Genomic DNA, 22,261 nt, shown 5'->3' with positions numbered 1-22,261 from the left:
TTCAATAGTTGCATGTTTAAAAGCCGAATGTAACGGCCTATTCGTACCGTTTTTGCAAATCACTTGTGAATTAAAGGAAACTATGAGTACGCCGATTTCACTCAAGCATCTGGAATTTTTTACGAAAATCGTCGATTGCGGGGGGCTGTCGGAAGCCGCGACGCAGCTCAATGTCTCGCCGTCTGCGGTCAGTAAAAGCCTGGCCGCGATGGAAGACACGCTGGGGACGACGTTAATTAAACGCACCACCCGCAGTATTACCCTGACCGACGCCGGGCAATATCTCTTCAACCGCGCTAATAAGCTTTTGAAAGAATTCGATGAAACGCTGAATACCACTTCCGGTTATTACCACAGTCCACAGGGTGAATTACGTATAACCTGCTCAATTGCGTTTGGTTATTCCCGACTGGTGAACCTGGTGGATAAATATCGCGCTCAGTTCCCGGATGTGAATTTATATATCGATCTCAACGATAACTTCGTGAATCTGAACGAAACGGATTTCGACATCGCTCTGCGCATTTCTACCGCGCCGCCGCAGAACTATGCCATGCGCAAGCTGGTGCCTGTCCGCTGGGCGTACTGCGCCTCACCCGGCTACCTTGCCAAAAAAGGCATGCCCCAGCGCCGCAGCGATCTGGTCAACCATGATTGCCTGGTGTATCCGGGTCTCACGCCAGTGCTGAAAGTGGCTGATGAACATGATCGTCTGCATCAACTCAAACTGCATATGCCGATCCAGGCCAATAGCAGCCTGGTATTACTGAAGTCGGTACTGGAAGATCAGGGCGTGGCGTACTTGCCGACTTACCTGATTGGCGATCATATTCAAAAAGAAGAGATAACGCCGTTGATGCTCGACGGCACGATTACCTGTGAAACTCATGCCCTGTATGCGCTCTATTTTCCCAGTAAGTACAGCAACCCCAAGGTACGATCGTTTATCGATTTTCTGGTAGCGGAACTCGGTCCCTTACCTGCCTGGGACAACTGGATCCCGGAGTAAGATCTGGTCGCCTAAAAACGAGGGCCGCACCACATTTTTTGCACGATCCTGTCGTCTGGCTCTATTCTTAAGCCTATGAATAAAATTGCTGAACTCAAACGCGCCAAACGACTGGCGCTCTCATTGCTGCTGATTGCCGCCGCCACTTTCGTTATCACGCTGTTTCTGCCGCCTAACTTCTGGGTGCTCGGAATCAAAGCGATCGCCGAAGCGGCGATGGTCGGCGCACTGGCGGACTGGTTTGCCGTGGTGGCGCTTTTTCGCCGGGTGCCGATCCCTTTTATCTCGCAACATACGGCGATTATCCCGCGCAATAAGGATCGGATCGGGGAAAATCTCGGTCAGTTTGTGCAGGAAAAATTTCTCGACACTCAGTCCCTGGTCGCGCTGATCCGCCGCCATGAACCGGCGCTGTTGATCGGGAACTGGTTCAGCCAGCCGGAAAACGCCCGGCGTATCGGCCAGCACCTGCTGCAAATTATGAGCGGTTTTCTCGAACTGACCGACGACGCCCGCATTCAACGGCTGATCAAGCGGGCAGTGCACAAGGCCATCGATAAAGTTGATCTCTCTGAAACCAGCGCATTGATGCTGGAAAGCATGACCAAAAACAATCGCCATCAGGTGCTGCTCGACACGCTGATCGCCCAACTGATCGCCCTGCTGCAACGCGATAGCTCGCGGGCATTTATCGCCCGGCAGATCGTGCACTGGCTGGAGACCGAACATCCGCTGAAAGCGAAGATCCTGCCGACCGAATGGCTGGGCGAGCACAGCGCCGAACTGGTTTCTGACGCCGTAAACTCTTTGCTGGATGACATCAGCCACGATCGCGCCCATCAGATCCGCCACGCCTTCGATCGCGCGACGTTTAAGCTCATCGATAAGCTCAAACACGATCCGGAAATGGCCGTGCGAGCGGAAAGCCTCAAAAGCTATCTGAAAGAAGACGAAGCCTTCAACCGTTATCTCGGCGAGCTGTGGGCAGACCTGCGTCAGTGGCTGAAAACCGATATCAACGCCGATGATTCTCGCGTGAAGCAGCGCATTGCCAATGCCGGGCAGTGGTTCGGTGAAACGCTGGTTGCCGACAGCGCCCTGCGCGCTTCATTGAATGGGCATCTGGAGCAGGCCGCGCATAAGGTTGCGCCGGAGTTCGCCGCCTTCCTGACGCGCCACATTAGCGACACGGTGAAAAGCTGGGATGCGCGCGATATGTCACAGCAAATTGAGCTAAACATTGGCAAAGATTTGCAGTTTATCCGCGTCAACGGCACGCTGGTCGGCGGTTCTATTGGGCTGCTGTTATATCTGCTGTCGCAAATACCTTCCCTGCTGACGCTGGCGAATCTTTAAGGGGACCACCTTGCTGGTGATGCCGCTCGCCCGTCAACTTAGCGTGCCGCGCAATATTAATCTGCTGGGAAGCGGCGCTCAGGCCATCATTAACGCCACGCTGCGTGGTGCCGTTGCGTTGTTTATTGCTGCGATTATCAGCCTCACGCAATGATATAAACAGCGATTCGCTAACCCTAAAAGGGTATAAATTCATTACCAGGTCTATTCAAACCAGTCCGTTATTTAATGTCAACATTTAATAAATGTATAAATAACCAACAAAATACTCATCAGGAAATTTATAAACTCACTTTAAAATGCGTAAAAATGGACATGTTAATTCAACATCAACACCATCTTCAGAAAACACATATATTCTGGTTTAAAAAAATCGCCCGCTTTAATAATCCTGATCGGTTTAATTTGATCCATTAAAAGCAGGCAGATGTAAAAAAGGCGTCTTACAAAAGACGCCTTTTACATATTATCACAACAAATTAGAACTGATAGGTCAGACCCGCAACAACCTGGTTGTCGCCGTCAGCGCCATCAAGCAGGTTAATTTTATAACCTACATCAGCAACCATATTTTTGTTGAAGTAGTAGTCCGTACCCAGCGCCACATATTCGGTCAGATCATTATTATTGTTGTCACGCGTATGGACATAAGCCACGTTCGGACGCAGACCAAAATCAAACACATACGCAGCCATTGCTTCAAAGTGCTCAGCTTTGTCCGCATCCTGAATCAGGTTGTGGGACTCACCATACATCGTCGCTACGTAGATGGCGTTAGCATCATACTTCAGGCCAGCACCCCAGAACTCTGCGTTTTCGCCATCCCAACCATTCTGTTTCTGCTGAGCAGTCACTGAACTGGTGGTGTAGGCCGCAATCGCAGACACGCCGGAATCGGCGATATTATCGTAGCCCAGGGAGAAGCCGTAGCCATTGCCATGCTGTTTCGTTGGATCCTTATCGGTATCATCCTGACCCTGATATTGCGCGCCAAGGCTCAGGCCATCAACGGCACCAAACAGATTTTTGGTGCGGAGTGTTGCAACGCCAGAAGTGCGTGTAGTAAGGAAGCGGTCAGTATTTTCATAGGAGTCACCGCCGAACTCTGAAAGAGTGTCAGTGTAAGCTCCCACGTCGTAAGCGATACCGTAGTTACGACCGTAGTCAAAGCTAACGTCATGGCCATAATCCAGACCAGCAAACGCCAGACGTGTATTAACACCATTCTGAGAACCTTCTGCTTTAGCGGCATCAAACTGACTTTCAAACTGACCATAGCCAGTCAGTTGATCGTTGATTTGAGTCTCACCGCGAAAACCCAGACGTGCGTAGGTGCCGTCAGCATCGGTGCCGTCAGTCCAGGAGTGGACCGCTTTTACTTTGCCGTACAAATCAAGTTTGTTGCCATCTTTATTATAAATTTCCGCTGCATGAGCGGAAGTGATGCCTAATGCCATCACTGCTAATACCACTGCTGACTTTTTCATATTTTTACTCACTTTTAATTGTGAATTTTGCTATCAACTTTGTTATGAAGGCAGAAAGTCCTCATAAAAAAGCCCCCTGAATACCAAGGGGAGAAATCAAAAACACACCAATAAAGGCAATAATGAAGTGGCAATAAATAATTCACTACTCAGATTTCATTCAAAATCCGGAATAAGGTCAGCCAGGTTTACTCTTGATTCTCACCCTGGTTAATAGAGCGATGTAGCATTAACGCCTCAGCGATAATATCTTGTTTACTTTTTCGCGTTTCAAATGCCAGCGTTCGGACATATTCCCATAGAGAATTATCAACACGGGCACTTAAAAGAACCATATCTTTTGATCGGGTACCCCTGGCTTTTCGGATATCGGGATAATCTCGAGAAGGCATCGTCATCATCTCCTGAACGCAATAAGACGCTTATGGCGATGAAATATGCAGTCAGTGTAAAAACATGTCAACGGTAAAAAACATTCACAATCGTAATAAAACTGTTAATAAAGCGAGGTAAAATGGAACGATATTTCAAGTGAAAGATAACTTGTTTATAGAATAATGTGTAATTTTAACTTTACATATATTCATTTTTATTCATTTGATTAAAAACGCATGAAGCATTGACACGAATTATCGCACTCAATCAAAACATCATTACAGCCAATAAGTTACATACCGTTATTAATGTCTACTTTTATGCGAACTGCTTGTTTTTATGTACTGTTATGCAAAGCGGTTCTACCCAAACCACTGCCGGAATCACTTTGATTCTCACTTAATGCTGACCTGTTTTGTCTAAAAATAAGCACGAAAAGGTAAAAATAAGGTAAATAACCCATTTTTTCGCATGCAAAATTAAGTTGTTTTTAATTGATATAAATCAATTTACGCCGTGTAAAGACGGCGAAAAAAACCCGGCTGAGGCGCCAGACAAAATTTTTTATGTCCAATTCAGCACGATAAAAGGGGAATAATCACGAGGGAAAGTACCACACGGACCGAAGCTGTCCGTGTGGCTGAAGAAGCGAAATCAGGCGTTAACTTTATCCAGCGGCCAGGACTCGAACAGATAGCCATCAAAGTCGATATCATCGACATTTGAAAATTCCAACAGCCGTTGTTTGACGTTTTCCAGATGCTGCCACATTGCCAGCTTCGCCGCGCGGGCGTCCTTTTTAATTAACGCCGCCAGGATCTGCTTGTGGTCGACCATCCACTCCTTACGGTAATGAGTATCATCGAGGTGGCTATGAAGCTGGATCCACATCGGGTTGTTCTCACGCCACTGCCATGACTGGCGAAATAACTCCACCAGCATGCTGTTATGCGTGGCTTCAGCAATCGCCAGATGAAACTGCATGTCACCGCTTTCTGATCCATTCGGTTCGCTGGAGGCCAGCTCACGCTCTTCCAGTTGCAACGCCTGACGCATTTTGACGATGTCTTCGCGAGTGGCCTGCAGCGCGGCAAATTCAGCGATGTTGCTTTCCAGCAACTGGCGCGCCTGCAGCAGTTCAAACGGACCGGCATCGTTGCAGTGATTTACATCCGTACTGTCGATACTCTGCGCATCCGCATTGTCGAGCACGTAGATTCCGGCGCCACGACGCACGTCCACCAGTCCTTTAATTTCCAGCATGATTAATGCTTCGCGCACCACCGTACGAGTGACATTAAGCATTTCAGCAATTTCACGCTCCGGCGGCAAACGCTCACCGGGCTGGTACGGCGTCTGGACAATCAGATCGCGGATCATGGCACCCACTTCCTGGTAGGGTCTTTGTTGAGAAGTGTTCGATTTCATCGTGTTATGTCCGTCAGAAGCGTGTAATCAGATACGGTGAATAGGTATCGAACTATAGCATTTGCGGCAAGTCAAAAACAGAAAACGGGTCAACCAAATCAGTATTTTGATTGACCCGTCATAGTTCGGGGAATTACGCGTCAGCGCTTAGCGCGGCAACACACTCACGCGCGCCCAGCTCGCACAGTTGTTGATACATGGCGATAACCGTCTCAACAAAGTCGGCGTTTTCCGCTAAATCATGGCCAAAAATCCCGCTCAGCCCCAGCAGCGCCGTCACACGTTCAGCCCCCTGGTACTGTTGGTTAATACGCTGGAATTCAGCCAGCATTGGGTCAACAACATCAATGGCCTGCCCCTGCTCATCCACGCCGTGGGTATAACGCATCCAGCCCGCGACGCCAAGCGCCAGGTGACGCCAGTCGCTGCCGTTTTGCAGGTGCAGACGCACCGGATCCAGCAGGCGCTGCGGCAGTTTCTGGCTGCCATCCATCGCAATCTGCCAGGTGCGGTGGCGCAGAGACGGGTTGCTAAAACGTTCGATCAGCAGCGTCGCATAGGCGTTGAGATCGGTGCCTTCCGGCATAGCCAGCGTCGGCGCCTGTTCCTGCATCATCAGCGCAAACGCCGCTTTGCGATACGCGGGATTGGTCATGGTATCGGCGATAGTTTCATACCCGCCAAGATAGCCCAGATACGCGAGGAAAGAGTGGCTGCCGTTAAGCATGCGCAATTTCATCATTTCAAACGGCACTACATCGGCAACGAACTGCGCGCCGACTTTATCCCAGTCCGGGCGACCGTTGACGAAGTTGTCTTCAATCACCCACTGACGGAACGGCTCACAGGCGATAGCACATGGATCGTAAACGCCCAACTGGTCGGCAATTTCCTGCAACGTTTCTGGCGTCGCTGCCGGAACAATGCGGTCTACCATGGTGCATGGGAAGGTGGCGTTAGCTGCAATCCACTCCGCTAACTGCGGGTCGCGCGCCTGCGCCAGGCCCAGCACCGCGACTTTCGCCACATGACCATTTTCACGCACGTTATCGCAGGACATCACGGTAAAGGCCGCCAGCCCCTGCTCGCGACGCAGATGCAACGCCTGTACGATGTACCCAATCGCCGATTTCGGCGCGGTCGGGTTCGCCAGATCGTGCTTAATCAGTGGGTTATTGAGATCTAACTGGCCGCTGGCAGCGTCGGTGCAGTACCCTTTTTCCGTGACCGTCAGCGAGACAATCGCCGTCTGCGGGCGCGCCATGGCCTGTAAAATACCGTCGCAACCGTCAAGATCCGGGTGCAGCGCTTCTTTCATCGAGCCAATCACTTTCAGCACGGTGTTGTCCGCGCCCTTTTCCGCCACGGTATACAGCAGTTGCTGCTTGCGCAGATTTTCAATCAGTACGCAGTCGTTACCCGGCATCAGGTTAACTTCACAGATACCCCAGTCGCTGTCGGTGGTTTCTAAGAGATGGTGGGTGTACAGCGCCTGATGTGCGCGGTGAAAAGCACCGCATCCCAGGTGAACAATACGGGATTGCAGGCGAGAACTGTCCCACGCCGGACGCGCAACCGGCAGGTTGCTACTGGCAATTGTCGTTGTCATCGTGAACTCCAGAAGCCGTTGGAATACCAACGGAAGAGAAAAGGAAAAAGCCGGCCAGACAGGTGACCGGCAAATCTGCTTTAACGGCTGAAGAAAGCGCGCTGGATAGCCATTTCAACACCACGCACTTCCGCCAGCCCTTTCAGGCGACCAATCGCGGAGTAACCGGGGTTGGTTTTCTTTTTCAGATCGTCAAGCATCTGATGACCGTGATCCGGTCGCATGGGGATCAGATCCTCTTTGCCCTCAGCTTTACGACGTTGCTCTTCTTCGACGATCGCTTTCACCACTTCGTACATGTCAACGTCGCCGTTAAGATGCGCCGCTTCATGGAAGGTTTTCGGGTTATCTTCACGCAGCGTGGAGCGCAGATGGGTGAAGTAAATGCGCGGACCAAACTGTTTGATCATGTCAACCAGGTCGTTGTCCGCACGAACACCGTAGGAGCCGGTGCACATGGTAAAACCGTTCGCCATGCTGCTGACCGTATCCACCATCCACTGCATATCTTCCACGGTGGAAACAATACGCGGCAGGCCGAGGATCGGGCGCGGCGGATCGTCCGGGTGTACCGCCATACGCACACCAGCTTCTTCTGCCACCGGAATGATCGCTTTCAGGAAGACGGCAAAATTCTCGCGCAGCGCGGCTTTATCGATATCTTTGTAACGCTCAAGATGCTGACGGAACTGATCGAGGGTATAGCCTTCTTCCGCACCCGGCAGACCGGCGATGATATTGCGGGTCAAACGCGCTTTGTCTTCATCGCTCATGGTTGCGAAGCGTTCATTGGCCTGAGCAATCTCTTCGGCGGTGTAGTCTGCTTCCGCGCCCGGACGTTTGAGGATATGCAGCTCAAAGGCGGCAAATTCAATCTGGTCAAAACGCAACGCTTTGGAGCCGTCCGGCAGGACGTATTCCAGATCGGTACGGGTCCAGTCGAGAACCGGCATAAAGTTATAGCACACGGTACGAATGCCGCACTGGGCCAGGTTACGCAGGCTCTGCTGGTAATTGGCGATCCACTGCTGATAGTTGCCAGAACGAGTTTTAATGTCTTCGTGGATCGGCACGCTTTCGACGACCGACCAGACCAGGCCCGCCTGCTCAATAATCGCTTTGCGCTTTAGGATCTCATCAACCGTCCACACTTCCCCGTTCGGGATATGGTGCAAAGCGGTGACAACGCCCGTGGCACCCGCCTGACGCACATCCGCTAAGGTGACCGGATCGTTAGGGCCATACCAGCGCCATGTCTGTTCCATGTTTTGTTCCTCGTTTACATTATGGACTCGACGATATGGCGCATAAATTCCTCCTTTTGGTATTACATGTCAACCTCAATGGCAAAATTGGTTAACCAAATCACAATGAAAGCCGTTTTGATCCTATGAACGGCGCAAAAATACACGGTGAATATGTAAACATGTAACGCAATGTGACATCTATCGCATCAATGGTTAACCAATATATGTAACATCTCAACCAAAATCATAATGGTTCAACCAAAAGAAGGTAGACGTTTTATGCACGTTCTCAATATTCTGTGGGTCGTATTCGGCATCGGTCTGATGCTGGTACTTAATCTAAGATTCAAAATAAACTCGATGGTCGCCCTGCTGCTGGCGGCGCTCTCAGTCGGCATGCTGGCGGGTATGGATTTAATGGAGCTGCTGCACACCATGAAATCCGGTTTCGGCAGCACGCTGGGAGAGCTGGCGATTATCGTGGTATTCGGGGCGGTCATCGGTAAGCTGATGGTTGATTCCGGGGCGGCGCATCAGATTGCCCATACGCTCCTGGCGCGCCTCGGCCTGCGCTATGTGCAGTTGTCGGTGATCATTATTGGTCTGATCTTCGGCCTGGCGATGTTCTATGAAGTAGCGTTTATTATGCTGGCGCCGCTGGTGATCGTTATTGCTGCGGAAGCGAAGATCCCGTTCCTCAAGCTGGCGATCCCCGCCGTTGCCGCCGCCACCACCGCGCACTCCCTGTTCCCGCCGCAGCCTGGCCCGGTGGCGCTGGTTAATGCCTACGGCGCTGACATGGGCATGGTCTACATCTACGGTATTCTGGTAACCATTCCGAGCGTAATCTGCGCCGGACTTATCCTGCCGAAATTCCTCGGCAACCTCGATCGTCCGACGCCGTCATTCATGAAAGCCGACGTCCCGGTTGACCAGAACAATCTGCCGTCATTCGGCGTGTCTATTCTGGTGCCGCTGATCCCGGCGATCATCATGATCTCCACCACCATCGCCAACATCTGGCTGGTAAAAGGGACACAAGCATGGGAAGTGGTCAACTTCCTCGGCTCTTCACCGATTGCAATGTTCATCGCCATGATTGTTGCCTTCGTGCTGTTTGGTACCGCGCGTGGTCATGATATGCAATGGGTCATGAACGCCTTTGAAAACGCGGTGAAAAGTATCGCGATGGTGATCCTGATCATCGGCGCGGGCGGCGTACTGAAGCAGACCATCATCGACACCGGCATTGGCGATACCATCGGTATGTTGATGTCGCACGGCAATATTTCCCCGTACATCATGGCGTGGTTGATAACCGTATTAATTCGTCTGGCAACCGGTCAGGGCGTGGTCTCAGCCATGACGGCGGCGGGAATTATCAGCGCAGCCATCCTCGACCCGGCAACCGGTCAACTGGTGGGCGTCGATCCGGCGTTACTGGTGCTGGCAACGGCGGCAGGCTCCAACACCCTGACCCACATCAACGATGCCTCGTTCTGGCTGTTCAAAGGCTACTTTGACCTGTCGGTGAAGGATACGCTGAAAACCTGGGGTCTGCTGGAACTGGTAAACTCCGTGGTGGGTTTGATAATCGTGTTGATCATCAGCATGATTGCATAACGTCTGTCCCGCTCTGGCCAGTAGCGCCAGAGCGGTTTTCCATCCTGTCTTAGCAATCCTCAATAATCAGATACACTGCCTTCACCGGGCCATGCACCCCAACCACCTTGATAAGCTCAATATCCGCCGTCGAACTGGGTCCACTGATAATGTTAATGCACGACGGCATCCGCTCACCGGCCTGCGCTTTCTGATGCAGTTTTTCCGCCAGCTGCGCTACGCGCGGCAGGATGGTGCTTTTACGCAGCACGAAAATCGACGACTCCGGCAACAGGCTCAGGGAACGCCCGCGCTCCGGCGCGGAAAACAGCACCACACCGCCGGACTCGGTCAGGCCATACTCGGCATAGACCACGCCGACTTTCGCCTGCTCGGCCTGGGTAATATTTTCGCTACCGCGCGCCGGGTCCCAGACCACAGCGTTGCATGCCTGCTGTAAGCGTTCGGTAATGCCCAGTTCCACCAGCCGACTGTCGCCGCTCAGTACCACCGGTTGTGGCCCCAGTTCCTCACACAGGCGGAGCGCCGCGTCTGCGGCCTGATCCTCGCGGGTCAGTTCGCAGCGGGCCAGCATCACCTCGCTGGCAAACTGGATAAACGCCTCGCAGCGCTGCCCGGGGCTCAGTTCGGTCAGGCGCTCGTTGGCATAGTTGTTAACCGGCGCGGCATCCGCGTGCGGTTCGAAACGCAGCGGGCGACCCAACGCCTGGGCGACGGTGTTTAAAAATGCGGTACGGTTATCCATTTTTTTTCTCCTGCGCCTGATGTTTCTTAAACCAACTGCGGAAACTCTCGCCGTCAGCATCAGGCAGATCGCGCGCCTCCATCCAGTCTCCAATCGCGCCAACCTTAAGCGGCGTTTTACCGCCATTGATAAACCAGCTCGCCGCGTGGGCCCCGGCCATCATGCCGACCTTCCACAGCCCTGGATGGCTGTTAGCATAAGCGAACATTTTGATCGCCCGTCGCTCGGCTTTCGGGGTAATGCCCTCCTCGGCCATCACCCGGCGATGCCGCAGGATCAGTTTTGACAGCGGGATCCGCACCGGACAGACGCTGTCACAGGCCGTGCACAGTGAACAGGCATACGGCAGGTCTTTAAAATCTTTATAGCCGCCGAGCAGCGGAGAGATCACTGCGCCGATGGGACCTGGATAGATGGAGCCATAGCCATGCCCGCCGATATGACGATACGCCGGACAGGTGTTCATACAGGCTCCGCAGCGGATGCAGCGCAGCACATCACGAAACGCTGAGCCCAGCACCTGCGAGCGCCCGTTATCGACAATCACCAGATGAAATTCTTCCGGTCCGTCAACGTTATCCGCCTCACGCGGGCCGGTCAGCCAGGTGTTGTAGCCCGTCAGGCGTGCGCCCACGGCGCTACGCGCCAGCATAGTGATCAGCACATCCACATCGGCAAACGTCGGGGCGATACGCTCCATACCCATCACCGCAATGTGCGTTTTCGGCAGCGTGGTGCACATGCGCGCGTTGCCTTCGTTGGTCACCAGACACACCGAGCCGGTTTCCGCCACGGCAAAGTTGCAGCCGGTAATGCCGATTTCGGCACTCAGGAAATCTTCGCGGATCTTCTGGCGAATGAATAAGGTCATGGCTTCCGGCGTTTCCGGGCCGTCGTAACCCAGACGTTCGTTCAGCACACGGCGAATCTGATAGCGATCTTTATGAATGGCCGGGACCACGACGTGCGAAGGCGGATCCTGATCCAGTTGCAGGATGTATTCGCCGAGATCGGTTTCGATCACCTGAATTCCGGCATCCTGCAGCACATGATTGACGCCGATCTCTTCGGTCACCATCGACTTGGACTTCACCACCTTCTTCGCATTTTTATTCTGTGCGACCTGCAGAATGTAGCGGGTAGCCTCTTCTTTGGTTTTGGCGAAATAGACGTGCCCGCCGTTTTGCGTCACTTTCTCGGAGAGTTGATACAGGTAAGCGTCGAGATTGCTCAGAACGTGATCGCGGATCTGGCTGGCACGATCGCGCCAGTCTTCCCAGTGGCCTAACTCCTCGACCATTTTCTGTCGATTCGCGCCGATACGCTCCTGCGCATTGGCCACGGCTTTGCGCATGATTGGGTCTTCAATCTGCTGACGAATGCGCAGTTTAAATTCTACATCGCTGGTTTTTATCGACATTTCTTTCCCCTCAGCGGCTCATCAGCACTTCAGCAATATGCATCACTTTGACCGGCTGACCTTCCCGTTGCAGTCGACCGCCAATGTTCAGCAGGCAGCTGACATCTGCGCCAATCAAGTATTCCGGCTTCGCATCCATCAGATGAAAAACTTTCTCTTTCACCATCTCGCCGGATATTTCAGCCATTTTGACCGAGAATGTTCCGCCAAAGCCGCAGCAGGTGTCCTGATCGGCAAACGTCAGCAGCTCCAATCCGCGCACGTTTTTCAGCAGTGTGAGCGGCTCTTCCTTCACACCCAGCTTGCGGGTCAGGCTACAGGAGGGGTGATATACGGCGCGGCCATGCAGACTGGCGCCGACATCCACCACGCCCAGTTTGTTGACGATAAAGGAAGTGAGATCCTGCATACGCGCGGCAACGTTCTCAGCACGGATCGCCCACTCAGGTTCATCGGCCAGATAGGTCGGGTAGCTTTTTACCGCATAGGTGCAGGAGCCTGCCGGAGAGATAATCGGATCGTCGTTGTCTTCCAGCGCGGCGATCAGGTTTTTCATCCCGGGGATCGCTTCTTTGATGTAACCGCTGTTGATGGCTGGCTGACCGCAACACCCTTGCTTCTCGGGGAAATTCACGCGACAACCCAGTTTTTCCAGCAGCAATACGGAGTCTCGTGCCATCCGTGATTTCAGTGCGTCACCAATGCAGGTAACAAAGAAATTTACATTCACAATAACCACTCCATTGCTTCATTTCTGTTTATTGCGCTTGATATTGCTATATCAAGCAAAGGTTCAATCGTGTTTCACACCCAGTTTTTCGGTTTGCTCGTTTTACTAATGCCTGGGTTCATAATGATGCTCAGATCGTTTTCCTTTGATGGCGATTCTCCGTTTCTTATATCAGGACAATCGCAAATGTCTGTATTTTAATTTGTATGACAAAACAAAATAATCCCCTAATCGACTCGGACATGCAATACCCAGGTTTATTTATTTCGGCATCGCTCACATTTTTATATTTAAAACCGCAGCATTATTAACACCTTAAGAATAGTTTCAGGAGATAACTATTCTCGTAACTACCATTATCAAACATGTTGTTAAATAACTACTTATAGGTATTTCGCTTACTCTTAAGTATATTTACTCGACATTAAATTTTAATTAAAAGATTACAATAGTTACAAAACCACAAATCATAATTACTTTATCCACTGAAGCGATTCAGTTTACAGCTTTTATTAATCCAGCAATGTAGCCTCCCCGCCATAAATATAAATCAGGTTTAATAAACCAATCGGGAATAGCAATGAACGAATATTTTATGTTTGCCCTGGCACTCTCTCCGTTACTACTGATGGTATTTTTAATATTAAAACTAAAAATGGCCATCCATTATTCCGTGCTAATCTCTTTAGTTTTCACCGCCGCGTTATCAGCACTATTCTGGGGAATGCCCGTACAGAATCTGAAAGCCGCAATAGGCTATGGCGCACTGAAGGGATTATGGCCGATCGTGATAGTGATCCTCGGCGCTATCTTCAGTTATAACGTCATGCAGGCGACCAAAGCGCTGGATATTCTGCGTGATATTCTCGCCAGCATTAGCGAAGATAAGCGTATTCAGGTGCTGCTGATTTCATGGTGCTTTGGCGGATTCCTTGAAGCTGCGGCGGGTTATGGTACGGCGGTCGCCATTCCAATCGGCATTCTTATTGCGCTCGGATTCAACCCGCTGAAGGCGGCGATCGCCTCTCTGGTTGCAAATACCGTTCCCACCGCATTCGGCGCGGTCGGGATCCCGGTTTCTATTCTGGCAGAACAGGTTAATCTGCCGGTTTATACCTTAGGCGGAACTATTATTCTGCAACTGGCGCTGTTTAATATCCTGCTGCCGTTTGTCATTGTCTGCATAATTGGCGGTGGCCTGAAAGCCATTCGCGGCGTATTTCTGATCACGCTGATGTGCGGCATCACCACGCTGGTTCCGCAATATTTTGTTGCTATCCATCTTGGCGCGGAATTGCCTGCCTTTGCCGGGAGCCTGGTCAGCCTGTTTGCCGTCGCGATAGTCAGCCGCCAGCGCAAAGGAAAAACCGATCCCGAATGGCGCATTGAGGTCAGTCATACCCGCGAAACCACGCCGCGCTCGGCAAAAGTGTTGTTCCGCGTGGGCTCTATCTATCTGTTTATTTTTGTCTTTATCCTGCTGTGTTCACCGCTGTTCCCGACGATAAAAGCCGCGGCGTCCCAACTGGCCTCAGTACTGCATTTCACGCTCGCCGACGGCAAAACCCTGGCGCTGAAAGTGGAATGGGTGACCACGCCGGGGATGCTGATCATCTTTGCGACCATTATCGGCGGTTTTATTCAGGGGGCTTCGGCACGTGGGATGCTGGAAGTGTTTATCAAAACCATTTTCCAGCTTAAAAACTCCATTGTGGCGATTATGGCGATCGTCGCGCTGGCCACGGTGATGGATCTCAGCGGAATTATTTCCACGCTGGCCCAGTCGATTGTCGATCTGACCGGCAGCTCATACGTCTTCCTCGCCCCGGTGATTGGCGCGCTGGGCACGTTTGTGACCGGCAGCGATACCAACTCGAACATTCTGTTCGGTAAGCTGCAAACTATTGCCGCCAGTAAGCTGCATATCGATCCCAACTGGCTGGCGGCGGCCAATACCTCCGGCGCAACGGGCGGAAAAATGATTTCGCCGCAGAGCATCGCCATCGCAGTTTCTGCCACCAAAATGGACGGTCAGGCCAACCAGATAATGTCTGGCACCATGAAATACTGCTGCGCCTACATTGTGATCCTCGGCCTGAAAGTCGGTCTCTTTTATTACTGGTTTATGGCGTAACCCGTTGTCAACCCCGCCAAATTCGCGGCAATCGTATTTGACGATGCAGTGACCATAAAGGTTTACACCGCCCCGGGATCGGAACGAGGTGACAGGCTTTACGATTTGTCGGCGCTGACTAAAATAGCGCCGATGTTTCAAATCGAGGATTGTTGTTATGTTGTTCTGGAAAAAGATGGTGAAGAAGTTCGACGCCTTTTCTGCGTTGATCCCACCACGCTACTTCCGCGTGTAATGTCTGCGTTTCACGCTCATTTGTCGGCCGGATAAGGCGCAAGCGCCGCATCCGGCAACTGGCCCCCCTTTCACTTGCGCAGCCCGCACGCTCTTAACACCCTGACCCACAGACGAAGCCACGCAAAACGGTAGACCAGCGGATGCTGAAATCGTAGCAATGTCAGAAACATAGAGCCTCCTTGCGGCGCTACAGTACCGTTGCCTGATAGCGAATCTGCGGCTCCATTATCTGGTGACGCGCGTCTATCAGCCGCAGTTCATACGAGTCGCGCTCTTTCGTTAGTCGCATCACCGCGTCAACAACACTGGTGGTCCGCTCCAGCGCCAGCTTGTCATCATAACCATTGAGCAGTGAGGCCAGCATCACGCTGCAAATCAGATCCCCAACGCCCACCGGCATTTTGGCAAAGCTATACAGCGGCCGGGCGATGTGTAACGTCTGTTCCGCCGTCACCAGCAGCATTTCAAACGCCTGTTTGTCACGCGAGCAGTCGCCGAGATGCTTCACCAGTACCTTCTTCACTCCCCATGCCACCAGCTGCTGCGCCGCTTCCACCACCTCGTCAAAACTACGCAGTTGTCTGCCCGTCAGCACGCCCAGCTCATAGAGATTCGGCCCCATTATGTCGGCCAGTTGAATGGCGTCATCGACAAAAAAGGACTCCACGCCCTGCGCGACAATGCAGCCTTTTTGCGGGTCGCCCATTACTGGATCGCAAAAATAGAGCGCCTGCGGATTACGCTGGTGAATGGTGGTGACCGCGTGCTTGACCTCTTCGCAATGGCGTTTATCTCCAAGATACCCTGACAATACGGCATCACATTGCGCCAGCTTTTGCAGGTCATCCAGCCCGCTGATGATGGCGCTCAACTCGCCGTGCGGCATCGCCATGCCCTGCCACATCCCGTACTGGGTGTGGTTGGAAAACTGCACGGTGTAAAACGGCCAGACATCGATCCCCGAAAGCTGCATCGGCAACACGGCGGCTTTATTTCCGGCATAGCCATAAACGACTGACGACTGAACAGACAACACGTTTTTCATTTTGACTCCGTCTAACGAAACGTTGGCAGTAGACCAAATACGTCGAGAACAACCGTCAGATAAACAATCGCCCCACAGACAATCACCAGATTGAGCACGGTGTTATTACACGGCGCGGTATAGCTGGCGGTCGGAAAACGTTTCCGCGCCGCTTTCACCAGGAACGGCGGCAGGATCACGCTCCAGATGGTAAAGGCCAGACCGGCGTAACCAATCGCGTGCACAAAACCGTTCGGGAAGAAGAAGCACACGGCGGCTGGCGGGAAGTAGGTCACCAGCGCGGTTTTCAGGCGGCCCATGCCGTCATCCGGGAAATGAAACAGATCGGCGATGTAATCAAACAGGCCAAGCGTCGCCGCCAGCAGGGAACTGGCGACCGCGAAGTTGCCGAAGAAGGTCAGGATCAGATCCATATAACGGCTGGTGAACAGCCCGCTGATGGCCTCGACAAACACGTCGATATTGCCGCCTTTGGCGATAATTGGCGGGAACGAGGAACGGCTAATGTTGCCCATCGTAACGGCTAACCAGAAGATATACAGCAACAGGGCAAACAGCGTGCCGATGATAATAGAGCGCGTAATATTCGAAATCCCGCTCGTGCCATACAGCTTGACCAGGCTCGGCACGTTACCGTGAAAACCAAATGAGATAATGCAGAACGGCAGCGTCATCAGGATATACGGCAGATACTGCGAATTGGGCAGCGCCACCGCCACGCTGTCGACGAGTTTTGCCACTTCGATATGGCCCACTAGCCCGGAGAAGGTGGCAAAGAACGCCACAAATTTACCGATAATCAGCACGGTAGTGATGCGTCCAACCAGCAAGGAACTGTACCAGGCAATTGCCCCAACCAGCATACTGACGATAATCACCGAGATATTTGCCGGAAAACGTACGCCGCTGTATTTGAATACGGTTTGCGCCATCACCGCCGATGAACCGGAGATATAGGCATAGGTCAGAATATACAGCACAAAGCCGAAAGCGATACCCACCACAATATTCCACTTACGGCCTAATAAATCCTGGGTAAAGGTATTAAAACTGGCACCAGCGCCATAATGCAGGTTAACTTCAACCAGCATCAGGCCGGTTAATAACATCATGATGGCAATAAAGAGAAGAATAACCGACGCACCGGGGAACCATACGCCAGCCATCGCAATCGGCAGGGAAAACATTCCGCCACCCACTACGGTCGCGATAACCAACATGGTTCCGCTAATCAGTCCGGGGGTACTACTCTGTCGCTCAATGGCATTAATATCCATGATAAATGTTCCTGTAGACTATTCGTTATAATTACAGCTGTCATTTGTACATCATGCGGATAATAAAAATGTCGGAGTCAGGGTTTACTTTTTATAGTTCTGTCACGGTAACGGACACCGCAAAGGCTTCCTGTTCATGGAAAAAGAAGACAAAAAAGCCCCATCGCCAGATGGGGCCATAATGATTATTTAGATATAATCAAAGCGTGCGGTAAAGAAACGCAACTGCTTCGGCTCGTATATAAACTTCAGCCCGCGAATATCTTCTTTGTGCTGGTAAAGTTTAATAATACCGTCGGCCACCACATCCATATGTGCGTAGGTATAAACGCGACGTGGAATCGTCAGACGCACGGTTTCCAGTTTCGGTCTGTGGTGTTCGCCGGTCACGTTATTACGACCCGCAGAGATAATTCCGCGCTCCATACTACGTACACCAGTTTCTACATAGATGCTGGCAGCCAGGCTTTGCGCCGGGAACTCGTCCTGCGTCAGATGCTCGCAGAAGCGGCGCGCATCGAGGAATACCGCATGACCACCCACCGGTTCAACAATCGGTACGCCAGCAGCTTTCAGCTTGTCGCCCAGGTAGCGAACCTGCTTCACGCGGTGCTCAATGTACTCATACTGCATGGCTTCGCGCAGACCAATCGCCATGGCTTCCATGTCGCGTCCGGCCAGGCCGCCGTAGGATGGCATCCCTTCGTACACCACGACTAACTCTTTGGCAGCAGAGAACATTTCGTCATCATTCATGCACAGGAAGCCGCCGATATTCACCAGACAGTCTTTTTTACCACTCATGGTACAACCGTCGGCGTAGCTGAACATCTCATGCACGATCTCTGCAATGCTCTTGTTCTCAAAGCCCTGCTCTTGCTCTTTGATAAAGTAGGCGTTTTCTACGCAGCGGGTGGCGTCGTAGAACACTTTAATGCCGTGTGCTTTTGTCAGTTCACGTACCGCACGCATGTTAGCCATCGATACCGGCTGCCCGCCCGCGAGGTTAACCGTCACCGCCAGGCAGATATAGGCAATATTCTCGGCGCCTTTTTCATCAATCAGCTTTTGTAATTTTTTAAGATCGATATCACCTTTAAATGCAATATTCAGACCGGCATCGTGCGCTTCGTCACGAACGATATCGACAAACACCGCGCCATTTTTTTCCTGGTGATAACGGGTAGTGGTGAAATACATATTCCCGGCAACATATTGCCCAGGTTTAATAGCCAGCTGCGATAACAGGTTTTCAGCGCCGCGGCCCTGGTGAGTCGGAACAATATGTTTAAAGCCAAACAGTTCCTGAACCGTTCTTTCCAGATGGTAGAAGTTTTCGCTGCCCGCGTACGCTTCATCACCCATCATCATTCCGGCCCACTGCTTGTCGCTCATTGCGTTGGTGCCACTGTCGGTCAGCAGGTCAATATAAATATCTTTCGAATTTAACAGGAAAGTATTGTAACCCGCTTCCTGCATTTTCTTAAGGCGTTCATCACGCGGGATCATAGATACAGTTTCAACGCTTTTAATACGGAAGGGTTCTGCCGGATAATTCATTTTGTTTCTCCAGTAACAGTGGTCATGTACGTATTAATGTGAAGTAAAGCATACCTGGTTCATCAATAAAGTCTGATGAAATATAACTATTCGCCTCCTGAGCCAGGGGGAGAAATAATGTGGAGGCACTATGCAAGATTTAATTGGTTATGGAAATAGCTCGAGCAACATTAATCACTGGCAATAATTCCAAAATCTGTAAATGTGAGTGATGCAAATCACACGTCATTTTTTTACCTATTCATATTCAACAAGTTTTTTTTGCGTGTTGTTTTGTCGTTCGCTGTTGAGCGTTACCTGCGACGGGAAATACTGAAAACTTTACTTTCCAGGCTGTTCTCATTTTGTATTGGTGAATGAGTACACCCCATTTTGTGAGAGTCGGATCACTTCACGGGTTACTATTTGTGATACACATCACTAAAAGTGTAAAGCAAAGTGTACAAATTGGTGTTGTTTCAGAGTTTGCTATTTGCTTCAGTGAGTTAGATCGCATTTTTGGCAGATATCGACAGGCGTTGTTTTCTGGAGCGCGGGGATATTCAGGCGTGTGAAAGATAATGAATAAGTACGATGAATAATACCGGATTTATTGGGATGAAGGCGTTTTCTATTTATTCCGAAAGCGTGCTATTCGCGCTTATTTCATCTTATTTACATCTGGACTTCGCCCAAGATACTGGGGTAATTTACAGGGGTTTTATTAGCGCGATGCGAAGGTGCGCCAACACCTGCGCATCGCTAATCACAGTAACTATTAAAGGGAATAGTCACCATGACTGATACGCATTGTATTGCAGTTTCATTTGATCCAGAAGTGCATGCCGCACGCACCGCCGAACCCGAAGAGTCAGAACTGATGAAGTCCCTGAGCGCCGTGGAAAAACTCTCCGCGCGCAAGCAAAAGCAGGTGCTGGAGTTTATCGGAGTGATTGCGGGGAAAGCGTCAAAGGGGTGAGCGTGTGATTGTCCTTGAGGCGCCTGCGGAGTGCCTTTACTAGCATAGTAATGTCTCATGCCCACCCTTAAGCATCAGATTCACCACATCCTTTCTCTTTATTTACTCATGAGTCCAAAGAGTCATATTAAAAATGATTTAACTCCAATCAGGCTAATCGCCGTCATCAACAAATAAAAGGACTGTTGCGAAGATAACCGAGACAAGCACCCTTGCCGGGCAAGAGTACAGAGAATTAACGCGATAAGTAGTACACCAGAAACTGAAGGGGTGAGATCTTTTAATTGGGTCAATAGATTGAAATTCATTCCGTTGCCCCTTCCTTACCAAAGCTAAATTCAATCCGTTGTCTGGTTGGATTGATACCCCCTCCAATGGCAATCAAAGCTGTAACCAATTTCTCAATTGGTCCGTCAGTTAAGTAATTACCATTAAGGCTATATCTTTTATATTGGAATTTCTTATCAAGAACACCACTGACCGCTTTCTCAATCAAGCCTTCATTATGAACCCTACCGAATGACAAACGTCCTGAATAGCCAGACTGAGCCAACGTCTGTAAAAGATAGCTAACAAATCCGACAAAATAGGGCGCAAACCACTCTCTGCGGAATAAAGCATCAAGTCGATTCACAGTGGGAAATAGATAACTGTCCAGCTCCGTGCAATCATAGTTCAGCTCAGCACCTTTAACTTCTAAATAACCATACATACGTAGGCCAAACCAAGGGAAATAGAGATGGGGATTAATTCTTCTAATCCTATCTTCTGCCGACATCCTTTTCGCCAACAAAATAGGACACCGATCCGCTCTTTGTAATGCATTAGACCACGATACAGGAACAGCCCTCCCCCAATACTCGTGATCGTAGAGATAACGATGAAGCAGGACGATATCATGTTGGTTGAGTTGCGAGATGCGGTTACTCACTACCGCTTCTGTCAAAGTTCCGGCCAACGCATTAAGTGCAGAGAGTTCAGCTAATTCAGTATGAGGAATATTATTCCTGTGCAGCTGTAATAACTCTTGTATTTCTGCCAATTTAATCCTGGCTGCTTCATCTGTCTTTTGGGGTTGTCGGGCAGTCAAGTCACCCCAGTTTTTGAAATGGAAAAACCATGCAACCATTTCCTGCGCATGTCCGAGAGGAACACCACAATGATTTCGGAGAAAACGAGCATGTTTACGAAGCTGTTCTTTCGCGGGAGGCGGGAGATCAATAAAATCATCATTGAATGCTAATTCTGAGAGCATGTCATTTCCTTTATAAAATACTCTGCGACCTGTAAACACAGAGCGGAAAAGAAAGAGTGCTCTGATATAGCGATGTTTTTGATATGCGCGATGGCAAATTTGTCTACAGGCTGACCGGTCTGCGCGAACCTTAGCTATACACTAGAAAATTATACTTTCAGTGTCAATAGTTTACTTTCCACACTGCTGGCAGTAAATCAAGGTGATGAGGCTATCTGTGTTCCAATCCTCGCCTTCTCACAAATTGACTTTTCTCATGGCATCCGGTCCCTTCCCCATACAATCATCGTTTTTTTGTGAGCTACATAGCAGTCTTCAGAGGGTAGATATGACGATGAAAAACGACAAGGCATGGATGGGAGACCTGTTAGGCGGGCCGCTGAGGAGCAGAGAAAGTCGAATCATTGCTGAACTTATGCTTACCGACCCTGATGAACAAACCAGGCAAGAGCAGATCGTTAGTCATAACATTCGTCAGGCCACCTCAGCTAATACGGCGAAGCGCTAAACTACGCCTGAATACTCTTAATAAAGCCGCGTGGTCACTTATTGTGGAAGGGAGCGAGTGTGAGCATCAGCAATTGAATCGCCACAGATAATCTAAACACTTCTGAGCCGTTGATGATATTGCATTGACCTCCTGAGACTGAGCATTTCTTTGTCCCATATCGGTTGCGATACTCCCTGTAGCAGGTATTATTTTGCGCATTGCATTCCAAAACTGAATTTTTGCCCGAGCATTTTGCTCCTGGGCTGCGATCTCTTC

Annotated in this window: 16 protein-coding genes and 3 pseudogenes; 7 read left to right on the top strand and 12 right to left on the bottom strand. The window is 50.7% G+C overall.

Going from position 1 to position 22,261, the window contains the following annotated elements; translation table 11 throughout:
- Nucleotides 1-82 precede the first annotated feature (82 nt).
- From FDX09_RS03365 to FDX09_RS03355, 3 genes and pseudogenes are all read left to right on the top strand, one after another.
- A complete protein-coding gene (locus FDX09_RS03365; RefSeq protein ID WP_087857436.1) occupies nucleotides 83-1,009 on the top strand; it encodes a LysR family transcriptional regulator in 927 nt (308 codons plus the stop codon).
- A 75-nt stretch (nucleotides 1,010-1,084) separates the two neighbouring features.
- Entirely contained in the window at nucleotides 1,085-2,365 is a 1,281-nt protein-coding gene (locus FDX09_RS03360) for a DUF445 domain-containing protein (protein ID WP_110496113.1), read from the top strand.
- Nucleotides 2,361-2,519: pseudogene (locus FDX09_RS03355) on the top strand (MFS transporter); the annotation flags it as partial. The gene FDX09_RS03360 and the pseudogene FDX09_RS03355, both read left to right, overlap by 5 nt.
- Nucleotides 2,520-2,844: 325 nt before the next feature.
- Here the strand turns inward: FDX09_RS03355 and FDX09_RS03350 are convergent.
- The 5 genes from FDX09_RS03350 to uxuA all read right to left on the bottom strand — a co-directional run bounded on the left by FDX09_RS03350 (nucleotide 2,845) and on the right by uxuA (nucleotide 8,529).
- Nucleotides 2,845-3,852, bottom strand: a complete 1,008-nt coding sequence (locus FDX09_RS03350) for a porin (protein WP_069324131.1) — start codon at nucleotides 3,850-3,852, stop codon at nucleotides 2,845-2,847.
- Between the two features lie 188 nt (nucleotides 3,853-4,040).
- On the bottom strand, nucleotides 4,041-4,244 hold the full coding sequence (locus tag FDX09_RS03345; protein ID WP_042312608.1) for a hypothetical protein: 204 nt from the start codon (nucleotides 4,242-4,244) through the stop codon (nucleotides 4,041-4,043).
- Nucleotides 4,245-4,881: 637 nt separating this feature from the next.
- A complete protein-coding gene (gene uxuR, locus FDX09_RS03340) occupies nucleotides 4,882-5,655 on the bottom strand; it encodes a Uxu operon transcriptional regulator (protein WP_038636895.1) in 774 nt (257 codons plus the stop codon).
- Between the two features lie 133 nt (nucleotides 5,656-5,788).
- Nucleotides 5,789-7,264, bottom strand: coding sequence for a fructuronate reductase (locus FDX09_RS03335; protein WP_085048377.1), 1,476 nt, complete (start codon nucleotides 7,262-7,264; stop codon nucleotides 5,789-5,791).
- Between the two features lie 80 nt (nucleotides 7,265-7,344).
- On the bottom strand, nucleotides 7,345-8,529 hold the full coding sequence (gene uxuA, locus FDX09_RS03330) for a mannonate dehydratase (RefSeq protein ID WP_110496114.1): 1,185 nt from the start codon (nucleotides 8,527-8,529) through the stop codon (nucleotides 7,345-7,347).
- A 261-nt stretch (nucleotides 8,530-8,790) separates the two neighbouring features.
- Here uxuA and gntP point away from each other — a divergent pair, with 261 nt between their 5' ends.
- Nucleotides 8,791-10,134, top strand: a complete 1,344-nt coding sequence (gene gntP, locus FDX09_RS03325) for a gluconate permease GntP (RefSeq protein WP_038636883.1) — start codon at nucleotides 8,791-8,793, stop codon at nucleotides 10,132-10,134.
- A gap of 49 nt (nucleotides 10,135-10,183) precedes the next feature.
- Here the strand turns inward: gntP and FDX09_RS03320 are convergent, their stop codons facing one another.
- From FDX09_RS03320 to FDX09_RS03310, 3 genes are read right to left on the bottom strand one after another with little or no spacing between them, the layout of a single operon-like run.
- Nucleotides 10,184-10,879: a lactate utilization protein C gene (locus FDX09_RS03320; RefSeq protein WP_087857437.1), complete on the bottom strand. Its 696-nt coding sequence runs from the start codon at nucleotides 10,877-10,879 to the stop codon at nucleotides 10,184-10,186.
- Complete coding sequence (locus tag FDX09_RS03315) at nucleotides 10,872-12,299, bottom strand: LutB/LldF family L-lactate oxidation iron-sulfur protein (protein ID WP_038636879.1); 1,428 nt, start codon at nucleotides 12,297-12,299, stop codon at nucleotides 10,872-10,874. The genes FDX09_RS03320 and FDX09_RS03315 overlap by 8 nt, the downstream gene beginning before the upstream one ends.
- A 10-nt stretch (nucleotides 12,300-12,309) precedes the next feature.
- Nucleotides 12,310-13,029 carry a (Fe-S)-binding protein gene (locus FDX09_RS03310; RefSeq protein ID WP_042312620.1) on the bottom strand — a complete coding sequence of 240 codons (720 nt, stop codon included), beginning with the start codon at nucleotides 13,027-13,029 and terminating at the stop codon, nucleotides 12,310-12,312.
- Between the two features lie 580 nt (nucleotides 13,030-13,609).
- Between FDX09_RS03310 and FDX09_RS03305 the strand changes: the two genes are divergently transcribed.
- Nucleotides 13,610-15,163: an L-lactate permease gene (locus tag FDX09_RS03305; protein WP_137346798.1), complete on the top strand. Its 1,554-nt coding sequence runs from the start codon at nucleotides 13,610-13,612 to the stop codon at nucleotides 15,161-15,163.
- A gap of 424 nt (nucleotides 15,164-15,587) precedes the next feature.
- On the opposite strand, the gene pdxY is transcribed toward FDX09_RS03305, so the two are convergent.
- The 3 genes from pdxY to FDX09_RS03290 all read right to left on the bottom strand — a co-directional run bounded on the left by pdxY (nucleotide 15,588) and on the right by FDX09_RS03290 (nucleotide 19,282).
- Complete coding sequence (gene pdxY / locus FDX09_RS03300; protein WP_137346797.1) at nucleotides 15,588-16,445, bottom strand: pyridoxal kinase PdxY; 858 nt, start codon at nucleotides 16,443-16,445, stop codon at nucleotides 15,588-15,590.
- Between the two features lie 11 nt (nucleotides 16,446-16,456).
- Nucleotides 16,457-17,722: an aromatic amino acid transporter gene (locus FDX09_RS03295; RefSeq protein ID WP_038636871.1), complete on the bottom strand. Its 1,266-nt coding sequence runs from the start codon at nucleotides 17,720-17,722 to the stop codon at nucleotides 16,457-16,459.
- Nucleotides 17,723-17,911: 189 nt separating this feature from the next.
- Entirely contained in the window at nucleotides 17,912-19,282 is a 1,371-nt protein-coding gene (locus FDX09_RS03290) for a tyrosine phenol-lyase (protein WP_038636869.1), read from the bottom strand.
- A gap of 832 nt (nucleotides 19,283-20,114) precedes the next feature.
- Between FDX09_RS03290 and FDX09_RS03285 the strand changes: the two are divergent.
- A pseudogene (locus FDX09_RS03285) lies at nucleotides 20,115-20,240 on the top strand (hypothetical protein); the annotation flags it as partial.
- A gap of 304 nt (nucleotides 20,241-20,544) precedes the next feature.
- Here the strand turns inward: FDX09_RS03285 and FDX09_RS03280 are convergent.
- Nucleotides 20,545-21,495, bottom strand: a complete 951-nt coding sequence (locus FDX09_RS03280) for a hypothetical protein (protein WP_137346795.1) — start codon at nucleotides 21,493-21,495, stop codon at nucleotides 20,545-20,547.
- A 334-nt stretch (nucleotides 21,496-21,829) separates the two neighbouring features.
- Here FDX09_RS03280 and FDX09_RS03275 point away from each other — a divergent pair.
- A pseudogene (locus FDX09_RS03275) lies at nucleotides 21,830-22,079 on the top strand (BrxA family protein); the annotation flags it as partial.
- Nucleotides 22,080-22,261: the final 182 nt, after the last annotated feature.

Source organism: Citrobacter sp. wls717, assembly GCF_005280955.1.
Classification (GTDB): Bacteria; Pseudomonadota; Gammaproteobacteria; order Enterobacterales; family Enterobacteriaceae; genus Citrobacter; species Citrobacter werkmanii.
Note: the sequence above shows the minus strand (reverse complement) of the source record. Positions and strands in the feature narration are given on the sequence as shown.

Excerpts from the sequence above, each read along its gene's own strand:
- FDX09_RS03305 (WP_137346798.1), top strand. The coding sequence starts at position 13,610 with ATGAACGAATATTTTATGTTTGCCCTGGCACTCTCTCCGTTACTACTG.
- FDX09_RS03360 (WP_110496113.1), top strand. The coding sequence starts at position 1,085 with ATGAATAAAATTGCTGAACTCAAACGCGCCAAACGACTGGCGCTCTCA.
- FDX09_RS03295 (WP_038636871.1), bottom strand. The coding sequence starts at position 17,722 with ATGGATATTAATGCCATTGAGCGACAGAGTAGTACCCCCGGACTGATT.
- FDX09_RS03335 (WP_085048377.1), bottom strand. The coding sequence starts at position 7,264 with ATGACAACGACAATTGCCAGTAGCAACCTGCCGGTTGCGCGTCCGGCG.
- uxuA (WP_110496114.1), bottom strand. The coding sequence starts at position 8,529 with ATGGAACAGACATGGCGCTGGTATGGCCCTAACGATCCGGTCACCTTA.
- FDX09_RS03350 (WP_069324131.1), bottom strand. The coding sequence starts at position 3,852 with ATGAAAAAGTCAGCAGTGGTATTAGCAGTGATGGCATTAGGCATCACT.
- FDX09_RS03345 (WP_042312608.1), bottom strand. The coding sequence starts at position 4,244 with ATGCCTTCTCGAGATTATCCCGATATCCGAAAAGCCAGGGGTACCCGA.
- FDX09_RS03290 (WP_038636869.1), bottom strand. The coding sequence starts at position 19,282 with ATGAATTATCCGGCAGAACCCTTCCGTATTAAAAGCGTTGAAACTGTA.
- FDX09_RS03315 (WP_038636879.1), bottom strand. The coding sequence starts at position 12,299 with ATGTCGATAAAAACCAGCGATGTAGAATTTAAACTGCGCATTCGTCAG.
- pdxY (WP_137346797.1), bottom strand. The coding sequence starts at position 16,445 with ATGAAAAACGTGTTGTCTGTTCAGTCGTCAGTCGTTTATGGCTATGCC.
- gntP (WP_038636883.1), top strand. The coding sequence starts at position 8,791 with ATGCACGTTCTCAATATTCTGTGGGTCGTATTCGGCATCGGTCTGATG.
- FDX09_RS03365 (WP_087857436.1), top strand. The coding sequence starts at position 83 with ATGAGTACGCCGATTTCACTCAAGCATCTGGAATTTTTTACGAAAATC.
- FDX09_RS03280 (WP_137346795.1), bottom strand. The coding sequence starts at position 21,495 with ATGCTCTCAGAATTAGCATTCAATGATGATTTTATTGATCTCCCGCCT.
- uxuR (WP_038636895.1), bottom strand. The coding sequence starts at position 5,655 with ATGAAATCGAACACTTCTCAACAAAGACCCTACCAGGAAGTGGGTGCC.
- FDX09_RS03320 (WP_087857437.1), bottom strand. The coding sequence starts at position 10,879 with ATGGATAACCGTACCGCATTTTTAAACACCGTCGCCCAGGCGTTGGGT.